This window comes from Vibrio tarriae (assembly GCF_002216685.1).
GTDB classification, from domain to species: domain Bacteria; phylum Pseudomonadota; class Gammaproteobacteria; order Enterobacterales; family Vibrionaceae; genus Vibrio; species Vibrio tarriae.
Map to the genome: position 1 here is coordinate 1,684,706 of NZ_CP022353.1, position 20,124 is coordinate 1,704,829.

The 20,124-nt window shown below is 48.9% G+C and carries 21 protein-coding genes and 2 pseudogenes; 3 read left to right on the forward strand and 20 right to left on the reverse strand.

Annotated elements, in window-relative coordinates:
- Positions 1-5: 5 nt before the first annotated feature.
- The 5 genes and pseudogenes from CEQ48_RS13330 to CEQ48_RS13350 form a co-directional block, all read right to left on the reverse strand.
- Complete coding sequence (locus tag CEQ48_RS13330; RefSeq protein ID WP_089071583.1) at positions 6-1,325, reverse strand: sensor histidine kinase; 1,320 nt, start codon at positions 1,323-1,325, stop codon at positions 6-8.
- 10 nt (positions 1,326-1,335) lie between these two features.
- Positions 1,336-1,920 carry a chemotaxis protein CheC gene (locus tag CEQ48_RS13335; RefSeq protein ID WP_089071584.1) on the reverse strand — a complete coding sequence of 195 codons (585 nt, stop codon included), beginning with the start codon at positions 1,918-1,920 and terminating at the stop codon, positions 1,336-1,338.
- The gene (locus CEQ48_RS13340) at positions 1,917-2,282 is read right to left on the reverse strand and encodes a response regulator (RefSeq protein ID WP_089071585.1); all 366 of its coding nucleotides are present in this window, start codon (positions 2,280-2,282) and stop codon (positions 1,917-1,919) included. Before CEQ48_RS13340 ends, CEQ48_RS13335 begins: the two co-directional genes overlap by 4 nt.
- A 35-nt stretch (positions 2,283-2,317) precedes the next feature.
- A pseudogene (locus CEQ48_RS13345) lies at positions 2,318-3,461 on the reverse strand (HDOD domain-containing protein).
- Positions 3,458-3,823: an Hpt domain-containing protein gene (locus tag CEQ48_RS13350; RefSeq protein WP_089071586.1), complete on the reverse strand. Its 366-nt coding sequence runs from the start codon at positions 3,821-3,823 to the stop codon at positions 3,458-3,460. The pseudogene CEQ48_RS13345 and the gene CEQ48_RS13350 overlap by 4 nt, the downstream one beginning before the upstream one ends.
- A gap of 245 nt (positions 3,824-4,068) precedes the next feature.
- On the opposite strand from CEQ48_RS13350, the gene CEQ48_RS13355 reads away from it, so the two are divergent.
- Entirely contained in the window at positions 4,069-5,055 is a 987-nt protein-coding gene (locus CEQ48_RS13355; protein ID WP_089071587.1) for an L-threonylcarbamoyladenylate synthase, read from the forward strand.
- 263 nt (positions 5,056-5,318) lie between these two features.
- Positions 5,319-5,807, forward strand: a complete 489-nt coding sequence (locus tag CEQ48_RS13365) for a hypothetical protein (protein WP_001286332.1) — start codon at positions 5,319-5,321, stop codon at positions 5,805-5,807.
- 48 nt (positions 5,808-5,855) lie between these two features.
- On the opposite strand, the pseudogene CEQ48_RS13370 reads toward CEQ48_RS13365, so the two are convergent.
- Positions 5,856-6,415: pseudogene (locus CEQ48_RS13370) on the reverse strand (helix-turn-helix domain-containing protein); the annotation flags it as partial.
- A gap of 150 nt (positions 6,416-6,565) precedes the next feature.
- Between CEQ48_RS13370 and CEQ48_RS13375 the strand changes: the two are divergent.
- Positions 6,566-7,396, forward strand: a complete 831-nt coding sequence (locus CEQ48_RS13375) for a CPBP family intramembrane glutamic endopeptidase (protein ID WP_089071589.1) — start codon at positions 6,566-6,568, stop codon at positions 7,394-7,396.
- Between the two features lie 120 nt (positions 7,397-7,516).
- Here the strand turns inward: CEQ48_RS13375 and CEQ48_RS13380 are convergent, their stop codons facing one another.
- From CEQ48_RS13380 to CEQ48_RS13445, 14 genes are all read right to left on the reverse strand, one after another.
- Positions 7,517-8,371, reverse strand: coding sequence for a tagatose bisphosphate family class II aldolase (locus CEQ48_RS13380; RefSeq protein WP_000280882.1), 855 nt, complete (start codon positions 8,369-8,371; stop codon positions 7,517-7,519).
- The gene (gene nagA, locus CEQ48_RS13385) at positions 8,362-9,555 is read right to left on the reverse strand and encodes an N-acetylglucosamine-6-phosphate deacetylase (protein WP_089071590.1); all 1,194 of its coding nucleotides are present in this window, start codon (positions 9,553-9,555) and stop codon (positions 8,362-8,364) included. The genes CEQ48_RS13380 and nagA overlap by 10 nt, the downstream gene beginning before the upstream one ends.
- Positions 9,545-9,985 carry a PTS galactosamine/N-acetylgalactosamine transporter subunit IIA gene (gene agaF / locus CEQ48_RS13390; protein WP_055064462.1) on the reverse strand — a complete coding sequence of 147 codons (441 nt, stop codon included), beginning with the start codon at positions 9,983-9,985 and terminating at the stop codon, positions 9,545-9,547. The genes nagA and agaF overlap by 11 nt, the downstream gene beginning before the upstream one ends.
- 61 nt (positions 9,986-10,046) lie before the next feature.
- Complete coding sequence (gene agaE / locus CEQ48_RS13395) at positions 10,047-10,931, reverse strand: PTS N-acetylgalactosamine transporter subunit IID (protein WP_000445372.1); 885 nt, start codon at positions 10,929-10,931, stop codon at positions 10,047-10,049.
- Complete coding sequence (agaW, locus tag CEQ48_RS13400; protein ID WP_000402379.1) at positions 10,921-11,697, reverse strand: PTS N-acetylgalactosamine transporter subunit IIC; 777 nt, start codon at positions 11,695-11,697, stop codon at positions 10,921-10,923. The genes agaE and agaW overlap by 11 nt, the downstream gene beginning before the upstream one ends.
- 16 nt (positions 11,698-11,713) lie before the next feature.
- Positions 11,714-12,187 (reverse strand): PTS N-acetylgalactosamine transporter subunit IIB, encoded by a 474-nt coding sequence (gene agaV, locus CEQ48_RS13405; protein WP_089071591.1) that lies wholly within the window; start codon positions 12,185-12,187, stop codon positions 11,714-11,716.
- A gap of 10 nt (positions 12,188-12,197) precedes the next feature.
- On the reverse strand, positions 12,198-13,361 hold the full coding sequence (locus tag CEQ48_RS13410) for an SIS domain-containing protein (RefSeq protein ID WP_089071592.1): 1,164 nt from the start codon (positions 13,359-13,361) through the stop codon (positions 12,198-12,200).
- Positions 13,361-14,668, reverse strand: coding sequence for a D-tagatose-bisphosphate aldolase, class II, non-catalytic subunit (locus CEQ48_RS13415; protein WP_089071593.1), 1,308 nt, complete (start codon positions 14,666-14,668; stop codon positions 13,361-13,363). Before CEQ48_RS13415 ends, CEQ48_RS13410 begins: the two co-directional genes overlap by 1 nt.
- Positions 14,669-14,676: 8 nt before the next feature.
- Complete coding sequence (gene agaR, locus CEQ48_RS13420; RefSeq protein ID WP_055050506.1) at positions 14,677-15,465, reverse strand: transcriptional repressor AgaR; 789 nt, start codon at positions 15,463-15,465, stop codon at positions 14,677-14,679.
- Between the two features lie 376 nt (positions 15,466-15,841).
- Positions 15,842-16,612, reverse strand: a complete 771-nt coding sequence (gene agaR, locus CEQ48_RS13425; RefSeq protein ID WP_089071594.1) for a transcriptional repressor AgaR — start codon at positions 16,610-16,612, stop codon at positions 15,842-15,844.
- Between the two features lie 107 nt (positions 16,613-16,719).
- Positions 16,720-17,931, reverse strand: a complete 1,212-nt coding sequence (gene arsJ, locus CEQ48_RS13430) for an organoarsenical effux MFS transporter ArsJ (RefSeq protein ID WP_198301153.1) — start codon at positions 17,929-17,931, stop codon at positions 16,720-16,722.
- Positions 17,932-17,975: 44 nt separating this feature from the next.
- Positions 17,976-18,473: a cyclin-dependent kinase inhibitor 3 family protein gene (locus CEQ48_RS13435; protein WP_000149587.1), complete on the reverse strand. Its 498-nt coding sequence runs from the start codon at positions 18,471-18,473 to the stop codon at positions 17,976-17,978.
- 13 nt (positions 18,474-18,486) lie between these two features.
- Positions 18,487-19,488, reverse strand: coding sequence for an ArsJ-associated glyceraldehyde-3-phosphate dehydrogenase (locus tag CEQ48_RS13440; protein ID WP_089071596.1), 1,002 nt, complete (start codon positions 19,486-19,488; stop codon positions 18,487-18,489).
- Positions 19,489-19,584: 96 nt separating this feature from the next.
- The gene (locus CEQ48_RS13445; RefSeq protein WP_000936745.1) at positions 19,585-19,926 is read right to left on the reverse strand and encodes a metalloregulator ArsR/SmtB family transcription factor; all 342 of its coding nucleotides are present in this window, start codon (positions 19,924-19,926) and stop codon (positions 19,585-19,587) included.
- Between the last annotated feature and the right edge of the window lie 198 nt (positions 19,927-20,124).

Genomic DNA, 20,124 nt, shown 5'->3' on the forward strand with positions numbered 1-20,124 from the left:
TCCATTTACATCGCTTTGGCATCGGTATTGTCTACCGCTTCTACACTCGGATTTACCGGCAAACGAATGGTGAATTCGCTACCCTTGCCGACTTCACTGGTGACGCTGATCGTACCATTGTGCTTATTGATAATCCCGTAAGAGACAGATAAACCTAATCCAGTGCCCGAACCGACAGGTTTTGTGGTAAAAAAGGGTTCAAAGATACGCTCGCGGATCTCTTCTGGAATGCCACATCCCGTGTCTCGAATGTGTATCTCAACAAAGTCGTCACCCGCCGGTTGTAAGGTAATGGAGATCGCTCCTTCACCTTTGATAGCGTGGCTGGCATTCACCAATATATTGAGTAATACCTGATTAATCTGCATCGGTTGGCAAAAAACATCGGGCACATTGGCGGCGTAGTGTTTCTCAAGCGTAATGTTGTACTTAATCTCGTTATTGATGATTTTCAACGTCGATTCGATGCAGTTTTCTAAATTGGCGTAACTCCACTCTGAACGGTCAACGTGTGAGAACTCTTTGAGGTTTTTAACAATCGACATCACGCGTGAAGAGCCTTCTAAAGATTCGGTAATCAACTCCGCCGTGTCTTCCAGAATAAAATCCACTTGCCCTTGCTTGAGGATCTTCTGGCAAGCGTCATTGAGCACTGTGTCTTTACTCTGGCCAATCGTCTGGGTAATGCTTTTCAGCACTTTCTCTAAGCTATTAAAGTAGTCGCTTAACGTTTGCAGGTTCGAAGTAATAAAGCCTACTGGGTTATTGATTTCATGAGCGATCCCTGCGGAAAGCTGGCCAATCGAGGCCATTTTTTCCGATTGGATTAACTGACCTTGTGCATCTTCCAGTTTTTTGATTAACACTTTTTGAGATTGATGTTCTTCTTCAAGCTTTTGCGACACTCGCTTGAGCTCCAGTTGCTGGCTGGCTTGAATGGTGACGTCATACACACACAGGCAAACATGCTCTATCGCGCCATCTTCACTATGGATGGGAATAACTTCGAGGTTTTGGTACATCTGCTCTTCCTCGCCCGACACTGGGCGAGAACTTTTGAAAGGCAAAAGATGGGGTTTCTGCTCCCAACTGCTGAAACTGGAGGACTCAATCACCAGCGCCGTATCAATTTTGCGCTTTAAATAATCGGCGGATTCAGGAAACAGCTCTAGGATGTTCTTCCCTTGCATGGTTTCCCCATCAAAAATGACTCGTGATTCAAAATATTCATTCACTTTGACGATCACATAATCATTACGCACGATACAGAGCGCAAAAGAGAGCTGATCCAGTAGTTCAGAGAGCAATAAACGACTCTTTGCCATACTCGTATCCTTACATCAAAAGTTCGTCGAGATGGGCAAACACCTTATCCAACTCTTTATCGGCAAAACAGATGATGGTTTTGGCAGAAAAAGAGGCCTTCTCAACCAGAAAATTGATTTCCATAATCAAGGACAAACGCCATTGTAAAATTGGCAAAGGCTGATGGGTCGGATCAAAGATCACCGGCGGTTGAATTTTGGTTTTCAATTCAATCTGTTGACATAGACCTTTTAAGCTCGCCCCAGAAAGGATGTTGGAGATATCCAAAATACTCTCTTCAATACTGACTAATCCATCCACCATGCCTTTCGAATGGTTAAGATCATTGACCACTTGCTCACAACCGCAGCGGCTCATTAGGGTGATCAGTTCACCATCCATCCCGCCGTAGAAGGATTGTCGGGTGTAATAGTAATCGGCGGCATAGGACTGTAGCGCACGCATGTCTTCCTCCGTTGCAACCCGAATATTGGGCACGGAGATGGTAACGTGCAAATTGAGCAAGGTTGCAAGCTTACTAGCAGCTCGACCCATGGAGATGTTCATGAATTCCTGCAATGCGTCTTTGTGATCTGCGGAAAGTATGATGCTCATAACAACCCTGCCTCATGAAGTGTTTGTTCCAGTTGCGCTGGATCGAGTGGCTTTTGCAAAAAGTTCAGCGCACCCAACTCTCGAACTCGTTGCTGAACCAAGGGTTGAATATCTGCACTAATCACGATAACTAAGCATTTTGCATCAATACGGTGAAAGTGTTCCAAGACCTGTATCCCATCCATTTCGGGCATGGTGAGATCCAGAAACATCACATCAGCAAGACCATTATTGTAGTTTTCTACCGCTTCTTTTCCATTTTGAGCCTCGCTTATTTCTACATCCCAACCGGCTGGAATCGCTCTGATCACGGACTTGCGTGACATCTTTGAATCATCGGCTACCGTTAGTCGTATCGCCATAAACTCACTCCCTTAAAATTCAGTATTTTCACTGACTAAGCTGGAAAAAATTGAGCTTCCAGTTCCTTGAGCGCACCTTGTATTGAGTCTGGTGCTTTTTGTACAAGCTGTCGGTATTCATTGATTTGCTTGCAATTTTCAATTCTATTTGCCAAACATGAAAGGCTACCAAGCTGCTCTAAATGCTCGCCGCTAAACGTGGTCAATCTTTGGTTGAGAATGATATCCCCTATATCAATATCGTAGCCCCACATAATCAGTATGTATGCCGATATCACATCACAATCGGCATACCCAGGCTGTAAGTGGTAGTAATCCAAAAACTCTTTTTTACTTGCACCATCTTCCAACAGCAGAATTTTGCCAATCGAGGTCAGCAAATTCGCCACAAAAATCCGATCTTGATCCTGACGTGAATAACCCAGCTCTCTCACCAAAGCTCTGGCAATGGAGCTGGATTTGAATGCGCAGTCCGCCACCCATTGATGGTCTTCCGCTGAGTTGACATTACTGGGATGAATCGCGAGCAAAGAGATAGCGATGGACTCCACCAAAACCGCGCCCAAACGCGCAACCGCTTCATGCAGCGAATCGGTATTACGGCGAAAACCAAAGTAGGATGAGTTGGCGATTTGAATGATCTTAGCCACTAATACAGGCTCATGAACTATAGTTTCCGCAATCGCGTCCATGCTGCAATTTGGCGAAACAATCACTTGTTGTAGTTTACGGACGGAATTGGGCAGTATCGGAATCTCCTCTAACGCCCCCAGTCGCTTGCGGCATTCAATATTGAACGGCATTTGATAAAGCCGTTCGACACATAAGAAAAGATGTTCAAAGTCTTCGTGGGTAAAGGGTTTGGGGAGCACAAATTGTGCGTAGGTGTGAGCTTTGCGAGGCAATTCTTGCGTGGTATCTCCAGTTAACAGTACCCGCATAGTTTCAGGGCAACGCGAACGTAATTCCGTCAGTAATGTTTCACCATTTTTTTCCCGGCATCAGCAGATCGGAAATCACCACGCTTGGCACGTTATTGATATCTGCCACCCAATGGTTGGCATCTTCAACTAACTCTATCTCCCAATCAGGTCGCATTCTTCGGATCATGCGCCCTAACGCTTTGAGCATAAAATCGTCGTCATCGACGCAAACAACCTTCATCACTTCTGCTGTCATCGATTACTCACTTTTTGCTGTTCTAAATAGATGGCGATCTGTTCGAGGACATCGCGACTTCTCTGACATAACTCCTCAACTTGCCGCGCATAGTCGCTATGCCACTCTGAGTCAGTGGCCGTTTTCATCTCGAGTTGAAAACAGAATTCGGATAGCGCGTCACTACCAATAAAGCGTGCAGAGGATTTCATACTGTGTGCCAAACGATGCAGTTCGCCCACAGATTGCATCACTGTAATCGTGATTAATTTGGGCAACTGAGCCTGCATGGTCTCTTGATAACTCACCAACATAGGCTCTACCAGATCGCTGCCAACCATTTTGGCAATTGTCGAAATGTTGAATGCCGCGCTCTGATCCATCTCTTTTTCATTCCAATGTTAGGGTTGCGATATAAACCAATACCTTAACCTCAGTGTAGTCCATTATCGGATATGTAAACGTTAGAGGTGCACACTTTTAGTTTTAAAGTTATCGATAAAACTCATACCAAGGTTCACCACTCAAAAACATTCTTGAGTAGGGATCTGGGTCAAATTTTGTTAGAATGCCGCCCTTCAAAACACCGGACGCCATTTTATTGGTGAATGGATGATGCGAGTAAGTTATGCCGAACCACGGAGATTTTTTGTTGAATACCCAACAGCTTTCAGCGATGACACCTGCTGATATTGAATGCGCAGCGCAGTTACTTAAGCAAGGCCAACTGGTTGCGATACCGACCGAAACCGTTTATGGACTGGCGGCCGATGCCACCCAACCTGAAGCGGTGAAGCAGATTTTTAGTGCCAAAGGTCGCCCAGCGAATCATCCGTTGATCGTCCATCTCGGGTCGGCAGAACAACTCTCTGAATGGGCAACCGATATTGCTCCTGAAGCGTATCAACTTGCCGAAGCATTTTGGCCGGGACCATTGACTCTATTGCTCCCCAAAGCCAAACAAGTTTCTCCTGTAGTGACTGGCGGTTTAGAGTCGGTCGGAATTCGTGTTCCCGCTCATCCTGTACTACTGGACATTTTAAAGACGCATCGCTTAGCGGTTGCCGCACCTTCGGCCAACCCCTATAAAAAACTCAGCCCAACTTCAGCCCAGCAAGTGCTTGATGGTTTGAATGGCAAACTCGCCGCAGTCTTAGATGGCGGTGAATGTCAACACGGTTTGGAATCCACGATTGTCGATTTAACCAGCAAACCTTTTCGCGTACTGCGCGCTGGCCCGATAACGGCCAGTGAACTTAGCGCGGTATTGGGTCAAGAAGTACTGCAGCCACAAGTTCACCAAGTGGCGGTGCCGGGAAATGTCGATAGCCATTACCAACCCAAAACACGTCTGCGCGTGATTGATGCCATTGACAATGAACTGGCGACGGCGAGCAATATCAAAATCGCTCTATTGCACCTGTCTGAACTACAAGCCAGTGAACAGCGTTTACTTAAACCGATGCCGCAGGATGCCAAAGCCTATGGGCAAGCGTTATATCGATCTCTGGCCGAAGTGGACAAATGGGGCGTGGATGAAATTTGGTTAGAGCGTCCACCACAAGGTGAAGCGTGGCTCGCTGTACATGACCGTCTCCGTCGCGCAGCCAGTTAAACCAATGCCAGCTCCGAGTGCAGAGATAAATTGCCACAATTTTTGTGAGCTCACGCAGCAAACTAGATAACCAAGCTGAAATGTCAGCAGATATCGACTTGGTTTTGTGGATGTACATCCCCATTGATGTTCACAAAGCTGGTGAAAAAAACGTGCTTTTCAATCGTCCTTTCAATAAAGATTGATGCATCGCAATGCGCCAACTCGGCAGCCAGATTAATTAATAGCTTCAGTTTTGAAGCGCCACCGATAGGATTTGTAAGATGTCTGATGTTTCTACCACCGTCGATTTTGCCACCCAAACCGTACAACCTGTAGTTGAGTCAAGCGGCTCCATTTGGGGTTATGTGGTCGGCGGGATCGTCATCGTGATTGCTGCAGGTTATTTTGGTTTTAGAAAAATCAACAAACCTGCTTTTATGATCAAGCAACTGCGTAAACGCAACCAAAAAGAGATGAAAAAGCACGGCGTGGAAAGTGCGGAAGCCATGGGCGATCTCGACCTAGTGCTGGATGCTGTTGAAGCCTACGCCACTGAGAAAAAAATGAAAGGCACTGAAATGGTGAAGCTGCTTGCACCACTCAATGACGCGAACAAGATCAAATCAGCCAGCGATTTCTACCATGCGATGTCATTCATCGCTAAAAGCATTGATAACCAAGCGTTAGCCAAGAATTTGCTCAACAAATCTAAGCAAGTGAAATCCAGCTCAGCTTTGATGGCTGGCCTTCTAAAGCGCGCGGGCATTTAATCTCGGTAATCCAATCCATAGTTCAAGAGCCACCTAAGGTGGCTCTTTTTATTTTTCCGGCTTATCCGTAATGGTTTGTAAATACTGATAAGGCGTAAGCCGATACTGCTGCTTAAAGCGCGCCGAAAATCGAGTCAATGATTGATACCCACAAGCAACCGCGACCTCCATCAAAGGATGCAGCTCTTGCAACAAGGCTAGCGCATAGTTCATCAGCACTTCACTGAGCACTTCTCGAAAACCCGTACCTTCCGCAGCCAAATGGCGAGCCAAGGTCTCTCGACTCATCGCAAAATGCGCCGCCACCGTTTCAATACAGTGTTCATCACTGGGATTAACACTTAAGTAACGTGCTAAACGCTCTCGCATTGAGGCATTTTCGCTCGGAAACAGCAGATGCAGCGCTTTGGCATCACGCAGCTGCGCGTAAAAAACCAGCACAAATTGTCGCTCTGTGTCTTCACTGAGCGATTGTTGGCTCATCTCATAAAGAAGATCAAACAGTAGGCCAGCGCAGCAGTCACTCTCACTCTAGGTTCTTCATTTCGCTCAGGTTGACTTAACTGCGCTATTCATTCCGCAGGTGGTTCTTCATGTAAGGTTAACGTGAGGAAAAAGCTCACGGCATAACTGAGCAACAGGTTTAACCAGTGAGAAAGCCTGACTTCGTGGCTTGTCCTTGCTCGCTTAGCACGTCATTATCACTGCCTTAAATACCTCAAGCTCTTGATGCAAGAGGAAATAAATAGGATATCAATATGTTACTTTCTGCATCCGCTTTGCTTTGGCTACCGCTGGCCTTAGCGATCATTGCGGGCTTAGCTCGTTATCACCGCGTTAGTTGGGGGCTGTTGATCATCACTCTGCTCAGTGCATTGGGAAGTGGTCACCTCACCTTCGTTGGCGCTGGAGTCGTCGGTGTTGGCTTTGCTCTGGCCTATCTGGCTGCGAATGGTAAATCACACTGGCGATCGACCGCTTGGGTTGCTTTGCTGCTGTGGTGTTTAGCGCTGTTCCTCCATTGGCTACCCGGTTTTTCTAACCTCAAAGTGCTGGATAAAGTGATCGCCAGTGCGCACAGTACCCCTTTCAGCCTTTATCTGAATTTAGATAAACCGCTGGTGTTTTTTGCACTGTTACTCGCGTTTCCGGCGCTACTGGGTCAGTCTAAAACTGCGAACATCAAGGCCACACTGCTGACCTTAGTGCCTTTATTTGCTCTCTTGCCTATCGCGGTTTGGTTAGGTGCATTGGCGTTTGAATGGTCACTACCGGAGTGGTGGTGGATTTTTGCACTCAACAATTTGCTATTTACTTGTGTGGCAGAAGAAGCGCTATTTCGTGGTTTGATTCAGCAAAAAGCTCAGCAGCAGTTCGGCACCATTGCCGGACTTTTGATCGCCAGTGCGCTGTTTGGTATGGCCCATTTTGCAGGAGGCCCATTACTGATGATCTTCGCCGCTCTTGCGGGACTTGGCTATGGTTTGGTGTTCCATTTTACGGGGCGTCTTTGGGTCAGCGTGGGGGTGCACTTCCTATTTAACTTTGTCCATTTGCTGTTTTTTACTTATCCCGCTTTAGCGCGTTAAGGTACTGTTCTCTATGATAGCACCCGGCTCTGAAGTAGGGGTTGGGGGTAAAAAAGGCACTGTTTCCAGTGCCTGACTAATACTCAATGAGGGGGAAGTATTAGTAAATTTAACCGATTTTTACAGCTTGCCTTCGCTACCACACAGACGGATTTTATCCATCACAACTCGTTTCATCGCTGCTTTGCCGGGCGTGATGTACTTGCGTGGATCATTCGCATCGGGGTGCTCTGCAAAATGACCTTTTACCGCATCCGCAAAAGCGATTTTCAGCTCCGTCGCGACATTGACTTTGCACACACCCAGCCCAATACAGCGGCGTACCATCTCATCTGGCACCCCAGAAGCACCATGCAGCACTAAAGGAATATCCACTACGGCGCGAATTTTTTCTAAGCGGGCAAAATCGAGTCTCGGCTCCGCTTTATACAGCCCATGCGCCGTCCCGATCGCCACCGCTAACGAATCAATCCCCGTGCGGCGTACAAATTCAGCGGCAGAGGCGGGGTCAGTCAGCAAGGCATCGGCACTATCCACAATCAGATCGTCTTCTTGCCCACCCAAACGCCCCAATTCCGCTTCAACACTGGCATCAAACCGATGGCAGAGCTGCACAACAGAGCGCACGATCTCGATGTTTTGCTCAAAGGCATAATGCGAACCATCAATCATCACTGAACGAATGCCGTGTTCGACTTTGTTACGGATGTCTTGCAGATCTTCATGGTGATCCAGATGCAGCACGAGCGGAATCGAGTGTTTGTGCGCCGCTTCTTTGCAGATGCTGATCAAATAGTCGGTACCTGCGTAATCGTAGGTTCCGGGCGTACCAGCCAAAATGACGGGGGAGCCCATTTCGGAAGCGGTTTCCACCACCACTTGTACGGTTTCGAGGTTATGAATATTGAATGCGGGAACCGCATAACCACCCAGTTGAGCGCGTTTTAACATTTCACGAGAAGAAATTAGATACATAAAACCTCCTGACGAGGGGAAACCACGGCGTCAAATACCAGACGACCTTTCACCCACGTTTTTTCAATTGAGAAATCGGAACTGATGGCGACCATAGAGGCGTATTTGCCCACTTCTAAGGTGCCGAGTTGATGTTGAATGCCTAACGATGTGGCTGGAGTGAGTGACGCCATCAGCCACGCTTGCTCAACCGGCAGATTGAGCCAACGTTGAATATTCTTTACCCCATCAAGCAGGGTTAAGGTGCTGCCCGCCAGTCCACCGGACTGAGTAGTGACAACGCCTTGTTGCATTTCGACTTGGTATTCGCCTAAGGTGTATTGCCCATCGGGCATGCCAGTCGCGCACATCGCATCGGTAATGAGTGTCATGCGTGAGCCGCAGCAGCGGTGCGCTACCTCAATTGCCGCAGGATGTACATGGTGACCATCAGCAATCATCTCCACATAACATTCTGGATGTAACAGCCCTGCCCCAACCACGCCGGGATCACGATGATGCAGCCCATGCATACCGTTGTAGCAATGCACTATGCCTTTTGCGCCCGCGTCTAGGGCGAGTTGTACCTGCTCGTAACTGGCATCGCTATGGCCGAGCATGACTTTAACGCCGTGCGCATCGAGATAACGAATGGTTTCAAGCGCACCAGATTTTTCCGGAGCTAACGCCACTTTGAGCAGTTGGTTATCGCTGTACGAGATCCAGTCATCCAGCTCTTCGAGAGCCAATTCACGAAACCATTGCGTTGGGTGCGCGCCTTTATTCTTTTCGGTGAAATAAGGCCCTTCCAAATACGCTCCTAGAATTTCCGCACCTGCCACGCCCTCTTGCTTACTTTTCGCCACTTGAGTTAAGGCGGCGCGAATTTTGGCCACCGGCGCGGTGACTGTAGTAGCGACAAACGCTGTTACACCTAAACTGGCAAAATAGAGTGACAGGGTATTGAGGCTTTCGTGCGTCGCATCCATCACATCGCAACCTTTACTGCCATGCACATGGCTATCAAGCAGGCCGGGCAGCAGGTCGACTTGGCCTAAATTCAGCGCATCACCATGACGCTGTGCATCATAGGCTTCGATGGCCGTGATCACTCCTGTGTCATCGACCGTGACCACCGCATCGGGTTGCCACTTATCACCATGCAGAACACGCTGAGCACGAAAACGTTGCAGGTTAGATACCATCATCTTCCACCATTGTGTTGCTCGGTGTCTTTTCTGCCATTTCTGTCGCTAAACAGGTAATGCCTCGGTGTCCGCACTCCAACGCGAGATTACGAAACTCCACCAACGACAGTTCATCTCGCTCAAGCAACATTTCTGCTGCCATCTGCATGTTAGTTCCGGTTACCACTTCAATATCTGCACGCTCTTGGCTAAGCAGCGAAGCGGTGCGAAACGGAGTCCCCCCGAGTAAATCGGTGAGAAACACAATGCCATCCCCCGTATCGATTTCGTCCATGGCTTGACGCATCGCCACATCAAGCTGTGGTGTGGTCATCTGCTCAGGAAAATCGATGAAGCGAAACTGTGGCTGCTCACCGATCACTTGATGTACTGCCTGCGCCATTCCAGAAGCAAATGCTCCGTGACCAGATAAAATTACCGCTAGCATATTGGTCTCCTTGATAGGGGTTGGCGTACCAACCCCGTGATTACGGCTATATCTCGTTAGGTTAGAGGAAGCCCATAAAACGTCCGGCTACCCCTAATGTCACCGTGATCGCGATAAGTTTCAGAGGGCTCCAGCCTCGTTTCACCAAGGCATACATGGCTAGGGTGTAAACCAGTGGTAGGAAAGCAGGCATCAATTTATCAATCACATCGGCTTGCAGTTTCACTACCGCATCCCCCGCGGTAATTTCTGCCGTGGTGGAGAGGCGAACATACGTCGCGACCAAAGCACCAATCACCGTCATCCCCACTACGGAAGCGGCATGGCCGACTTTCTTGGTGTTGGCTTTGATCATTGGAATTGCGGCAACCCCCATGCGGTAGGCGTAGTGCGCCAACCCAAAACGCAGACCAAAGTGCACTACGTTAAACAGCACGAAGAAGAACACCGCCCCCATGATGGAGCCTTGCAGCGCAAGGTCCGCACCAATACCGCCACAAATCGGCAGCAGTGTGAGCCAGAACATGGCATCACCAATCCCGCCCATCGGTGCACCCACCGCAATTTTGGTACTTTGAATACTGTTGATGTTCTGCTTGGAACGCTCCATCGCCAGAACAATGCCCATCACGAAGGTGACCAAGAATGGGTGGGTATTGAAGAAGCCCATATGCCCTTGCATGGCTTTGGAAAGATCCGCTTTGTTGGTGTGGATTTTTTTCAGCGCAGGCAATAACCCATAGAGCCAGCCAGAAGCCTGCATACGTTCAAAGTTGAATGAGGCTTGCAATAAAAGTGAGCGCCACGCCATGGTGTTGATGTCGGCTTTGGTTAGCTCCGCGCCAATCGCTTTATTCTCATACTCATCGGCTGCTACACCGGGAGCCGGTCTGACATCTGGATTCACATTACCCATATCCATTGATTTGATTGCATTAGATTCCATCTTCAAGATCCTCAGTTTTCGCAGCCACTGCCGTCGGTTCGGATTTGCGCATAAAGTCGATAATCGCCATCGCTGTCGCAGCAGAGGCAATCGCCAAAATCGGCAGTTGTAGCCATGCAGCGGCGACAAAGCCCAAAATGAAATACGGGATGTAAGCGTTTTTCATCATGATCTTCATCAGTACCGCGAAACCAATCGCAGGCATGATGCCGCCCGCAACGCCTAAGCCATCAATCAGCTCTTTCGGCAAAGTGGAAACCATGGTTCCCGCATGTTCAGCGCCAAGGTAAATTGGTAAGAAAGCACAGAGGAAATAGAACGTGCCGAGCACCGCCAGCGCAAAATAGTTGACGCGTTCAATGCCATCGGTATCTGCATTTTGAGCGTACTCATCGCACTTCGACATCACCGCAGACATGGCAGAGAACAGCAAGGTAATGCCCATTTGAACCGCAACCGCAAATGGTACGGCAACCCCAACCGCCACATTGGGCTCAACCCCCGTGGTGATCGCGAATGTCGTGCCGACGATAGTGCCGATGATAACGTTAGGTGGCTGTGCACCCGCCAACGGGGCTAAACCCATCCAGATCAGTTCTAAGGTACCGCCGACCAAAATACCGGTTTGCAGATCGCCTAAGATCAGACCCACGATTGGCCCGAGTACGACAGGCCGGTGGAAGTGTGTAAGGCCATTGAACAGGTCAAGACCAGCCAGAAAGGCCAGTATGCCCAACATCAACGCCTGAAAGAGTCCTATTTCCATGATAGATGTCCTTTTATCAGAGTAGAGTGAAGAGATCGGTTGCACTTTCTGTTGGAACGCCTTGAATCGTGCAGCGAACCCCGAGTGCTTTAAGTTGTTGAAAATCCGCCACGTCTTCGGCATCAACCGAAACCGTTTTAGAAATCTGCTTTTTGCCGTCGGCGTAATGCATGTTGCCAACGTTAATGGCTTGAATGGGTACGCCCCCTTCAACTAGACGGCGAAAATCGCGCGGAGTGCGGCACACCAAAAGGATGCGCTGACGGTCCGAGGCTTTGTGAATGGTGTCGATGGTCTTTTGCACCGTCCAAAAACGGATGGCGATCCCATCGGCCAGTACCATTTCCATCAGGTTTTGCTGAATCGTGTCTTCCGCCACTTCATCATTGGCGACCACCACGATATTGGCATCGGCAAATCCCACCCACTGCACACCCACTTGGCCATGCACTAAACGTTCATCAATTCGACTGAGTACAATATTCGGCATGATCATTTCCTTATTGATTCAAAACAGGTTGCTGTGGGTAGGGATAAATCGTGACGCCTTGTACGACACGGTTAACTTCGCCGGTTGGGCATGGGTTATCAGGACCCAAGCCAAGCTGGAGCGATTTTTCAAACGCCAACATTTGGCAAAACAGGATGTAAGGGAAACAGAGCCAACGATCGCCAAGGCCTAAATGTCCGAGCTCAAATACGTCGTCTTCGTTGAGTGGGGTTTCGGTCAAGGCGATATGGCGCAGCGCTTGGTTATCGCGGCGAATTTCGCGCAGTAAATCCAGATCATATTGACGGGTGTAGTCATCACTCGACAGCAGTTGAATAACCAGCGCCTTGTGATTGATGGCAAATTTAGGCCCGTGACGAAAACCGAGTGAGGAATCAAAAGCCGTCATCACTTTGCCGGCGCTCAGTTCTAACGATTTGAGTGACGCCTCGCGTGCCAATCCAGCAAAGCCACCACTGCCAAGCACAATCAGGCGTTCATAAGGCAGTGCCGCCAACTGTTTAATCGCTTCAGGCCACTGCACGAGTTTGCTTTCGCACAATTCCGCCGTGGCTTGAATCGCGTTTTGAGCAGATTTCCCCAGCAGCGTCAGTGTCGCCATCAACATGCAGCTAAAGCTGGAAGTCATGGCAAAACTTTTGTCATTTGATCCTTCTGGCATCAGCACACATAAGGCACGCTTGGCTTGCTGAGCGTAACGCGATAACGCCCCTTCACCGTTGCAGGTTAAAAACAGGTGATAGCACTCTTTGACCCGTTGATCCGCCAAGGCCACCGCGGCCACACTCTCTGGGCTATTGCCGGAGCGTGCGTAGGAAATCAGCAAGGTCGGACGATCCGCATCCAGATACAGCTCAGGGTTAGAAACCAAATCCGTCGTCGGGATTGATTCCATTTGAAAATTCAATTCAGGTTGTAAAAACGGCACGGCCGCATCGCCGACAAAGGCAGAAGTGCCAGCACCGGTCAAAATAATGCGCAAATCATCACGCTTTAATAACGGAGCCAGAAAAGCCTCAATGCTTGCCGCCTGTTGCTGCAAATTCTCGGCTAAAGCGCGCCACAATACGGGCTGATGAGAAATCTCTTTTGCCGTATGGGTCGCGTTATGCTCGGCAAGCCAAGCGGATGAATAACCTAAAAAAGTTGTCATTAAATCGTCTCCTTACAAACAGCTGCATTGCGGTAACAGGCATCGGAATAGAGCTGAGTGACTTCCATAATTTTGTGAACGATGATCTCAGCGGGATGATTAGCGATGTGCTGCTGCGCAATCGCCCGAGCCTGATTCGGCAGGTATTGGCTTAACAAAGTGGTCGGTAATGGTTTTTCAATCAGATGCTCAAACAGTGCATGCTGCGCCGTTTGCACTTCGGGGTGCGTCCAGTAGTAACGAATACGGTCACTCAGGCTGTAGTTACAATCCAGAAATTGCTGGTGTCCTTTGCTTTGATAGTGGGAGCGCCAATAATTCGGCTGCTCATGCATCACTTGCTCAATGGTGTCACGCAGATGGGAGGCTTGATGTACGCCTATCCACTCTTTTTCAGCGGCATCTAAGGCAAACAACGCTTCACGTACCACGAAAGTCAGCGCGGGACCGACTTTCAAAATCGCGAAGTGATCGCGAATAAGCTCATGGTATGCCTGCGGGTTTTGGTAATCGGTCGAGTGCGCTTCAAACACCAGATGCGGCTGGCTTTCAATCATCTTGCTCAGCACTTGGGCTTGAGCACTTTGGTAGTGATGTACTTGGTGATGATCAAACTCCACACCCGGCTGTACCACTAAACCAATCACCCGAGGCCACACATAACCTAACCCCGAATAACTAAAGGCTTGGTGATGCGCACCTAAGGTTGCCAGCGCTTGCTCTGGCTGAGTGACTTGCAGCTCATGGTCTTGCAAAGATTCCAAAGCCCCACCCGGCGTCGGCACTTCGGTACCAATCACATACACAGGTGCTTCACCGCCACGGTTTTTCCATGCTTGTTCAGCCACCATGCACAACTGCGCGGCACGCTCAGCCATCATCGCTTCGCTCAACGGCAACTCATCGCCTTCACAAGCCATAGAGCAGTCGAGGTGAATTTTGCTAAACCCAGCACTCACGTAGTCATGAATCAGTTGTGCAGAATATTCCATTGCCTGTCTCGCTGGCAGATGCTGCCAGCAGTTGGGGCCAAGATGGTCACCGCCCAAAATCATCCGTTCTCGCGGAAAATCCAAACGCGCTGCTAAGGTGAAGACATAATCCGCAAACGCTTGGGGCGTCATCCCTGTGTAACCGCCAAACTGATTCACTTGGTTGGAGGTTGCTTCAATCAACACCAACTGACCATCGCGAGCCGCTTGTTTGATCGCCGCTTCCAACACCAGTGGATGCGCCGAACATACCGAGTAGATGCCCTTAGCTTGGCCTTGTTTATGTTGCTGAATTAAAGAGAGTAGCGTTTTCATGAGCGGTCCTAGTTCAACTTACGGTGTGGGGAAGTTTGGTCAGCGAGGATGACGTGCACCCCCATATCAAGCAGTGCCTGATGAGTCGCTGGCGGAATATGGCTGTCGGTCACCAGCACATCGATCTGGCTTGCCGCACGGATCATGCAAAAGCTTTTGCGACCAAACTTACTGGAATCGGTCACGGCAATTACCTGTCGCGCCACATCGCACATCGCTCGATTTACTTGGGCTTCGTGGTTATCTGGTGTGGTGATGCCCGCTTGCAGGTCAAACCCATCCACGCCTAAAAACAACTTATCAAACAGGTAGGAGCGAATTTGCTGCTCACCGTGATGCCCCGTCAGCGAGCAAGAAGCACGGCGTAAACTGCCGCCAATCACATGCAGTTCCACATTGTCGTTGTGGCTAAGTTGGTATGCGGTGTTGAGCGCGTTAGTCATCACCACCAATTTTTTCTGGGTCAGATGCTGCGGCATCAAAGCAATGGTGGAACCCGAGTCGAGAATAATCGCTTCACCATCACCAATCAGTTGCGCTGCCGCGAAAGCAATCATCTGTTTGATGTCGCGATTTAACTGATCTTTTCGGTATAGCGGCTGGTCAAACGCGAAATTAGGGTTCAGGTTCGCGCCTCCGTAACAACGAAAAACGCAGCCTTCTTTTTCCAAAAGATTAAGGTCATGACGGATGGTGACCGCAGAAACATTGAAGGTCAGAGCGAATTCATCCACTTTCCCCGTACCGTGTTGCACGATATGGGACATAATTCGTTGTCGACGTTCTGCGCTGGTCATCATTTCTCTCCCCTTTCGCTACCTTTCGGTTAGCCTGCTAAAGCTTTCGCTTCCTTGTGTTTTTATTTAATCAGGGGCAGATTGAGAAAAATGAAAGCCAGATCACAGCCAAAAACCTTTCGATTTGGGTGTAAAAACCCTTTCACTTTGCAGAAAGTGAAAGAAATAGCTTTCAATAATTGAATGAGAAAAACGGCTTAATCGGTGGAAATTAAAGGAAAGCAGGGAAACGAAAGTGAAAGGCAAAGCGCTGATCAAAAAAGCAGCGAAATTTCAGATGGTGACCTGCGCGAGATCACACTTTAGGAAAGAGGGCTAAAAAACATCCTCGCTAACCGAGGCAAAATGCAGAGATGATGTCGTCATCAGAACGCCTTTAACATGCATCAACAATGCGAACATCCACTCCCATCGCGGTCAACTCACGTCGATAATCTTCAGGCATCCCACTATCGGTGATCAACATGTCGAGCTGCTCTGGGCGTGCAATCAAACAGAAACTTTGCCGATTAAATTTTGAAGAATCGCTCACCGCAATCACCATTTGTGCCGCTTCCACCATTCTACGGTTAATACTCGCCTCACCCGCATGGGGTGTCGTCACGCCCGCCAGCTTATCGAAACCATCAACACCCAGAAACAGTTTATTAAAACGAAACTGCCCGAGCAGCGCCTTACCTGATTCACCGTGTAGCGAATACGAGTTTTTGCGCATTAGCCCCCCAGTCACAATCACCTCAATGTTGTCGTGATTCGCCAAGTGATAGGCAATGTTGATGGCGTTGGTCATGACTTTGAGCTGTTTTTTATCGGTGAGATGAAAAGCGATTTGCTCGGTAGTTGAGCCAGAATCAAGGATCAGCGTGTCACCATCTTCAACCAAAGAAGCCGCATACGCCCCCAACTGGCTTTTGATATCCTGATTGAGCTGCTTTTTATCTTGCAGCGGTTGGTCAAACGCAAATTGTGCATTGATCAGCGCACCACCGTAGCAGCGGGTGACACAGCCTTTTTTCTCAAGAATATTCAAATCATGGCGAATCGTAACTTCCGACACCTGAAATTGCTCAGCAAAATAATTCACCGAACCACTTTGGTGGTGCTGAATGTATTTCAGAATCGCATCTCTACGCTGGGTCGAGGTCATAGTATTGATTTTAGATAAGATTGAGGTGCAATAAGTTTACCAGTTGAATAAGAGTGGCACTACGCTCTGCGCCTCATTCAGCGAGGTTGTGCCACACTTTCCCAACGTTATTCCTGAGTGCGATTCGGCAACCAAAATGAGATCAGCGTCGTCAGCACTAAAAATCCGAAAGAGACCCACAAACAAGCTGCCAGCCCCCAAAGCTGGAAGACCCAGCCGGATAATATCGTGCCGATTAAGCGCCCCATCGCATTCGCCATGTAGTAAAAGCCGACATCGAGCGACACGCCATCATCTTTGGCGTAGCTGACAATCAGGTATGAATGCAGTGAAGAGTTCACCGCAAATACCGCACCAAACAGCATGAGTCCTCCGATGATCACCACTTCTGGGTGCCACTGTAGCTGCACACCATAAGCAATCAGCCCCGTGACCAAGGACAGTGCTAATGCCCAGCCAATAGCGGCTCGCCCTGCTGGTGGATGCTCCGATTTGCTGCCTGTGATTTTGGGCGCGAATCCTTGAATGACGCCGTAGCCAATCACCCAAAGCGCCAGAAAGCCCCCCACAGCACTGTGATCCCAACCAAACACGCTGCCTAAATAGATAGGCAGTGCGATGACAAACCACACATCGCGCGCGCCAAACAGAAATAGCCGTGCCGCCGACAGGATGTTCACACTCGCCGATTTAGAGAAAATATCGGAAAACTTCGGCTTGTTCTTGGCCTTGCCGAGATCGGATTTCAAACTCATTACGCTGCCAATGAAAACCAATGCCAACACAGCCGCCATGGTAGCGACCGCATACTGGAAACCGATCAAGGACAACAACGCGCCGCCCAAGAAAAATCCAGCGCCTTTTAAGGCATTCTTTGACCCCGTCAGGATCGCAATCCACTTAAACAACGCGCCTTGTGCATTTTCTGGCACTAAGGTTTTGATAGCGCTTTTGGCACTCATCTTATTGAGATCTTTCGCGATGCCCGACAGGGCTTGCGCGGCCATTACCCAAGGAATGGTCAACCAGCTTGCCGGCACTGCCAACATCAAAAGCGCGATGATTTGCAAACCAAGCCCGATGTTCATGGTGCGATTCAGCCCAAGCCGAGCCCCAAGCCACCCGCCAATTAAGTTGGTCACCACACCAAAAAATTCATAGAACAGAAACAGCGAGGCAATCGCTAAGCTGGAATAGCCCAAATCATAGAAATAGAGCACCACCAACATACGCAGCGCCCCATCAGTCAGGGTAAAGTTCCAGTAGTTGAACGTCACAAGCATGTACTGACGAACATGGGCATTCAGTTGGGACAGCATAAACACTCTCTTAAAAAGAGCCGCTTATGCGGCCCTTGATCGGGTTATGGTTTGACGATTTGATGCACGTACTGCACTTGCACTTCTTTGGTAAATGCACCCGGCCTTAATGCTTGCACCTGAGTAATGATGCTTTCCAGCGGCCAGCCTTTTTCTAGCAGCAGATGCGCGGCCAGTAGGCCAGTACGACCCGAACCGCCCATGCAATGCAAAGCGACTTTTTCACCGCGGCTGAGTGCCTGATGCAAAGCCGGTGAGCACTGTTGCCAATCTTGCGCAAAAGCAGCATCCGGCGCGCAATCATCTTCGATCGGCGCATGAAACCACTGTAATCCGGCTTTTTCGACTTCCGCTGGTAGCTCACCCACGCCATGCTGCTCCATTTCCTCATGGCTTAGCGCCGTGACTACTGCCGACACCCCTTGCGCTTTGAGTTGGGCAATGCTTTCCGACAGAGGTGTGCCTTTGGTTCCCGGACAAGGTGTGAGCACTAAGCTCGCCTGATTGTCGGCTACCGGTAATTCCCAAGTTGGATGCGTCATTTTTTACTACTCCTTATGCCAAACCGACTTTACGAACTAATTCCGCGGTGCGCGTGGCGTAACCCATTTCGTTGTCATACCAAGCGTAGATTTTCACCATTCGCTTACCAACCACCATGGTGGAGAGCGCATCAACAATCGTTGAACGTTGATCGCCTTGGTAATCAATCGACACCAGTGGACGCTCTTCAAAACCCAGAATGCCTTTAAGCTCGTTTTCTGAAGCCTGTTTTAAAAGCTGATTGATCTCTTCCACCGTCGTATCACGCTGCACATCAAAAATGATGTCGGTTAACGAGGCATTCGCCAGCGGTACACGCACGGCGTGTCCATCAATCTTGCCTTTCAGATCCGGGAAAATTTCGATAATCGCTTTGGCAGAGCCGGTGGTCGTCGGGATAAGGCTCATACCGCAAGCACGCGCACGGCGTAAATCTTTATGCGGTGCATCCAAAATGGTTTGCGTATTGGTTAGGTTATGGATGGTGGTAAAAGAGGCTTGCGCGATACCCAATTTTTCGTGGATCACTTTCACCACTGGAGCAATACAGTTAGTGGTACAAGAAGCGGCAGTGACAATACGATGTTGTTCAGGGTTGAAGATGTGATCGTTCACCCCCACCACGATATTGGCAATCCCCTCTTCTTTGACAGGCGCTGAAACGACGACACGTTTTACTCCTTGTGCCAAATACTGGTTCAAGAATTCGCCTTTACGGTGCTTACCCGTAGCCTCAATCACCACATCGCAGCCCGACCAATCCACTGCATCAATCGCTTTTTCTTGTGTTGCGCGAATGCGTTTGCCGTTGATCAGGATAGCATCCGCTTCAATGCTCACAGCATGGTGCCAACGACCTTGTACCGAATCGAACTCCAAAAGGTGCGCTAATGTTGCAGCATCACCCGCCACATCGTTGATCTGTACAAATTCAATCTCAGGCCAATCAAACGAAGCTCTTAAAGCCAAACGTCCAATACGACCAAATCCATTAATTCCGACTTTAATTGCCATATTCCTTTTCCTTTAAACTTGTTTTTATCCCTTCCCAACTAAGCAGCCATTTTGGCTACAACGCTAAGCCGTTGAGGGATAACTCAACTTGGTTCTTTACACACAGCACTGAGGACGAGAGGTCATCTCGGCGAGGCGCTGAATATCTTGCTGGTATTCTTGTTTAAGACAGTTGGATTCCACCAACCCTTGGATCTGCTTGCGCATCCATCCCGGCAGTTGATCGGAAATACGATAAAACACCCACTGCCCCTGACGGATATCGACCACCACGCCGCTGGCACGCAGCAACGCCAAATGGCGAGAAATTTTCGGCTGACTCTCATTCAAGGCTTCGGTGAGTTCTGCAACACAAACCTTCTCTTCCCGAGCAATCATCAGTAAGCAGCGCACCCGCGTTTCATCGGCGAGTAATTTGAAAAACTGGTGAGGCAACATAACCAACTCCAATACATATGGATATGTGAATATATTATCCAAGGAAAAATCGATGTCAATCAGTGTTTGGTATATTGGATAAAAATAAATCAACGATGACTGCAACATCTGTCATCAAAACAAATAAAACCATTAATAAACAATGATATAAGAAAAGTTAAGCTTGAATAAAAAATCACTAAGGCTAGAAAAATGGGT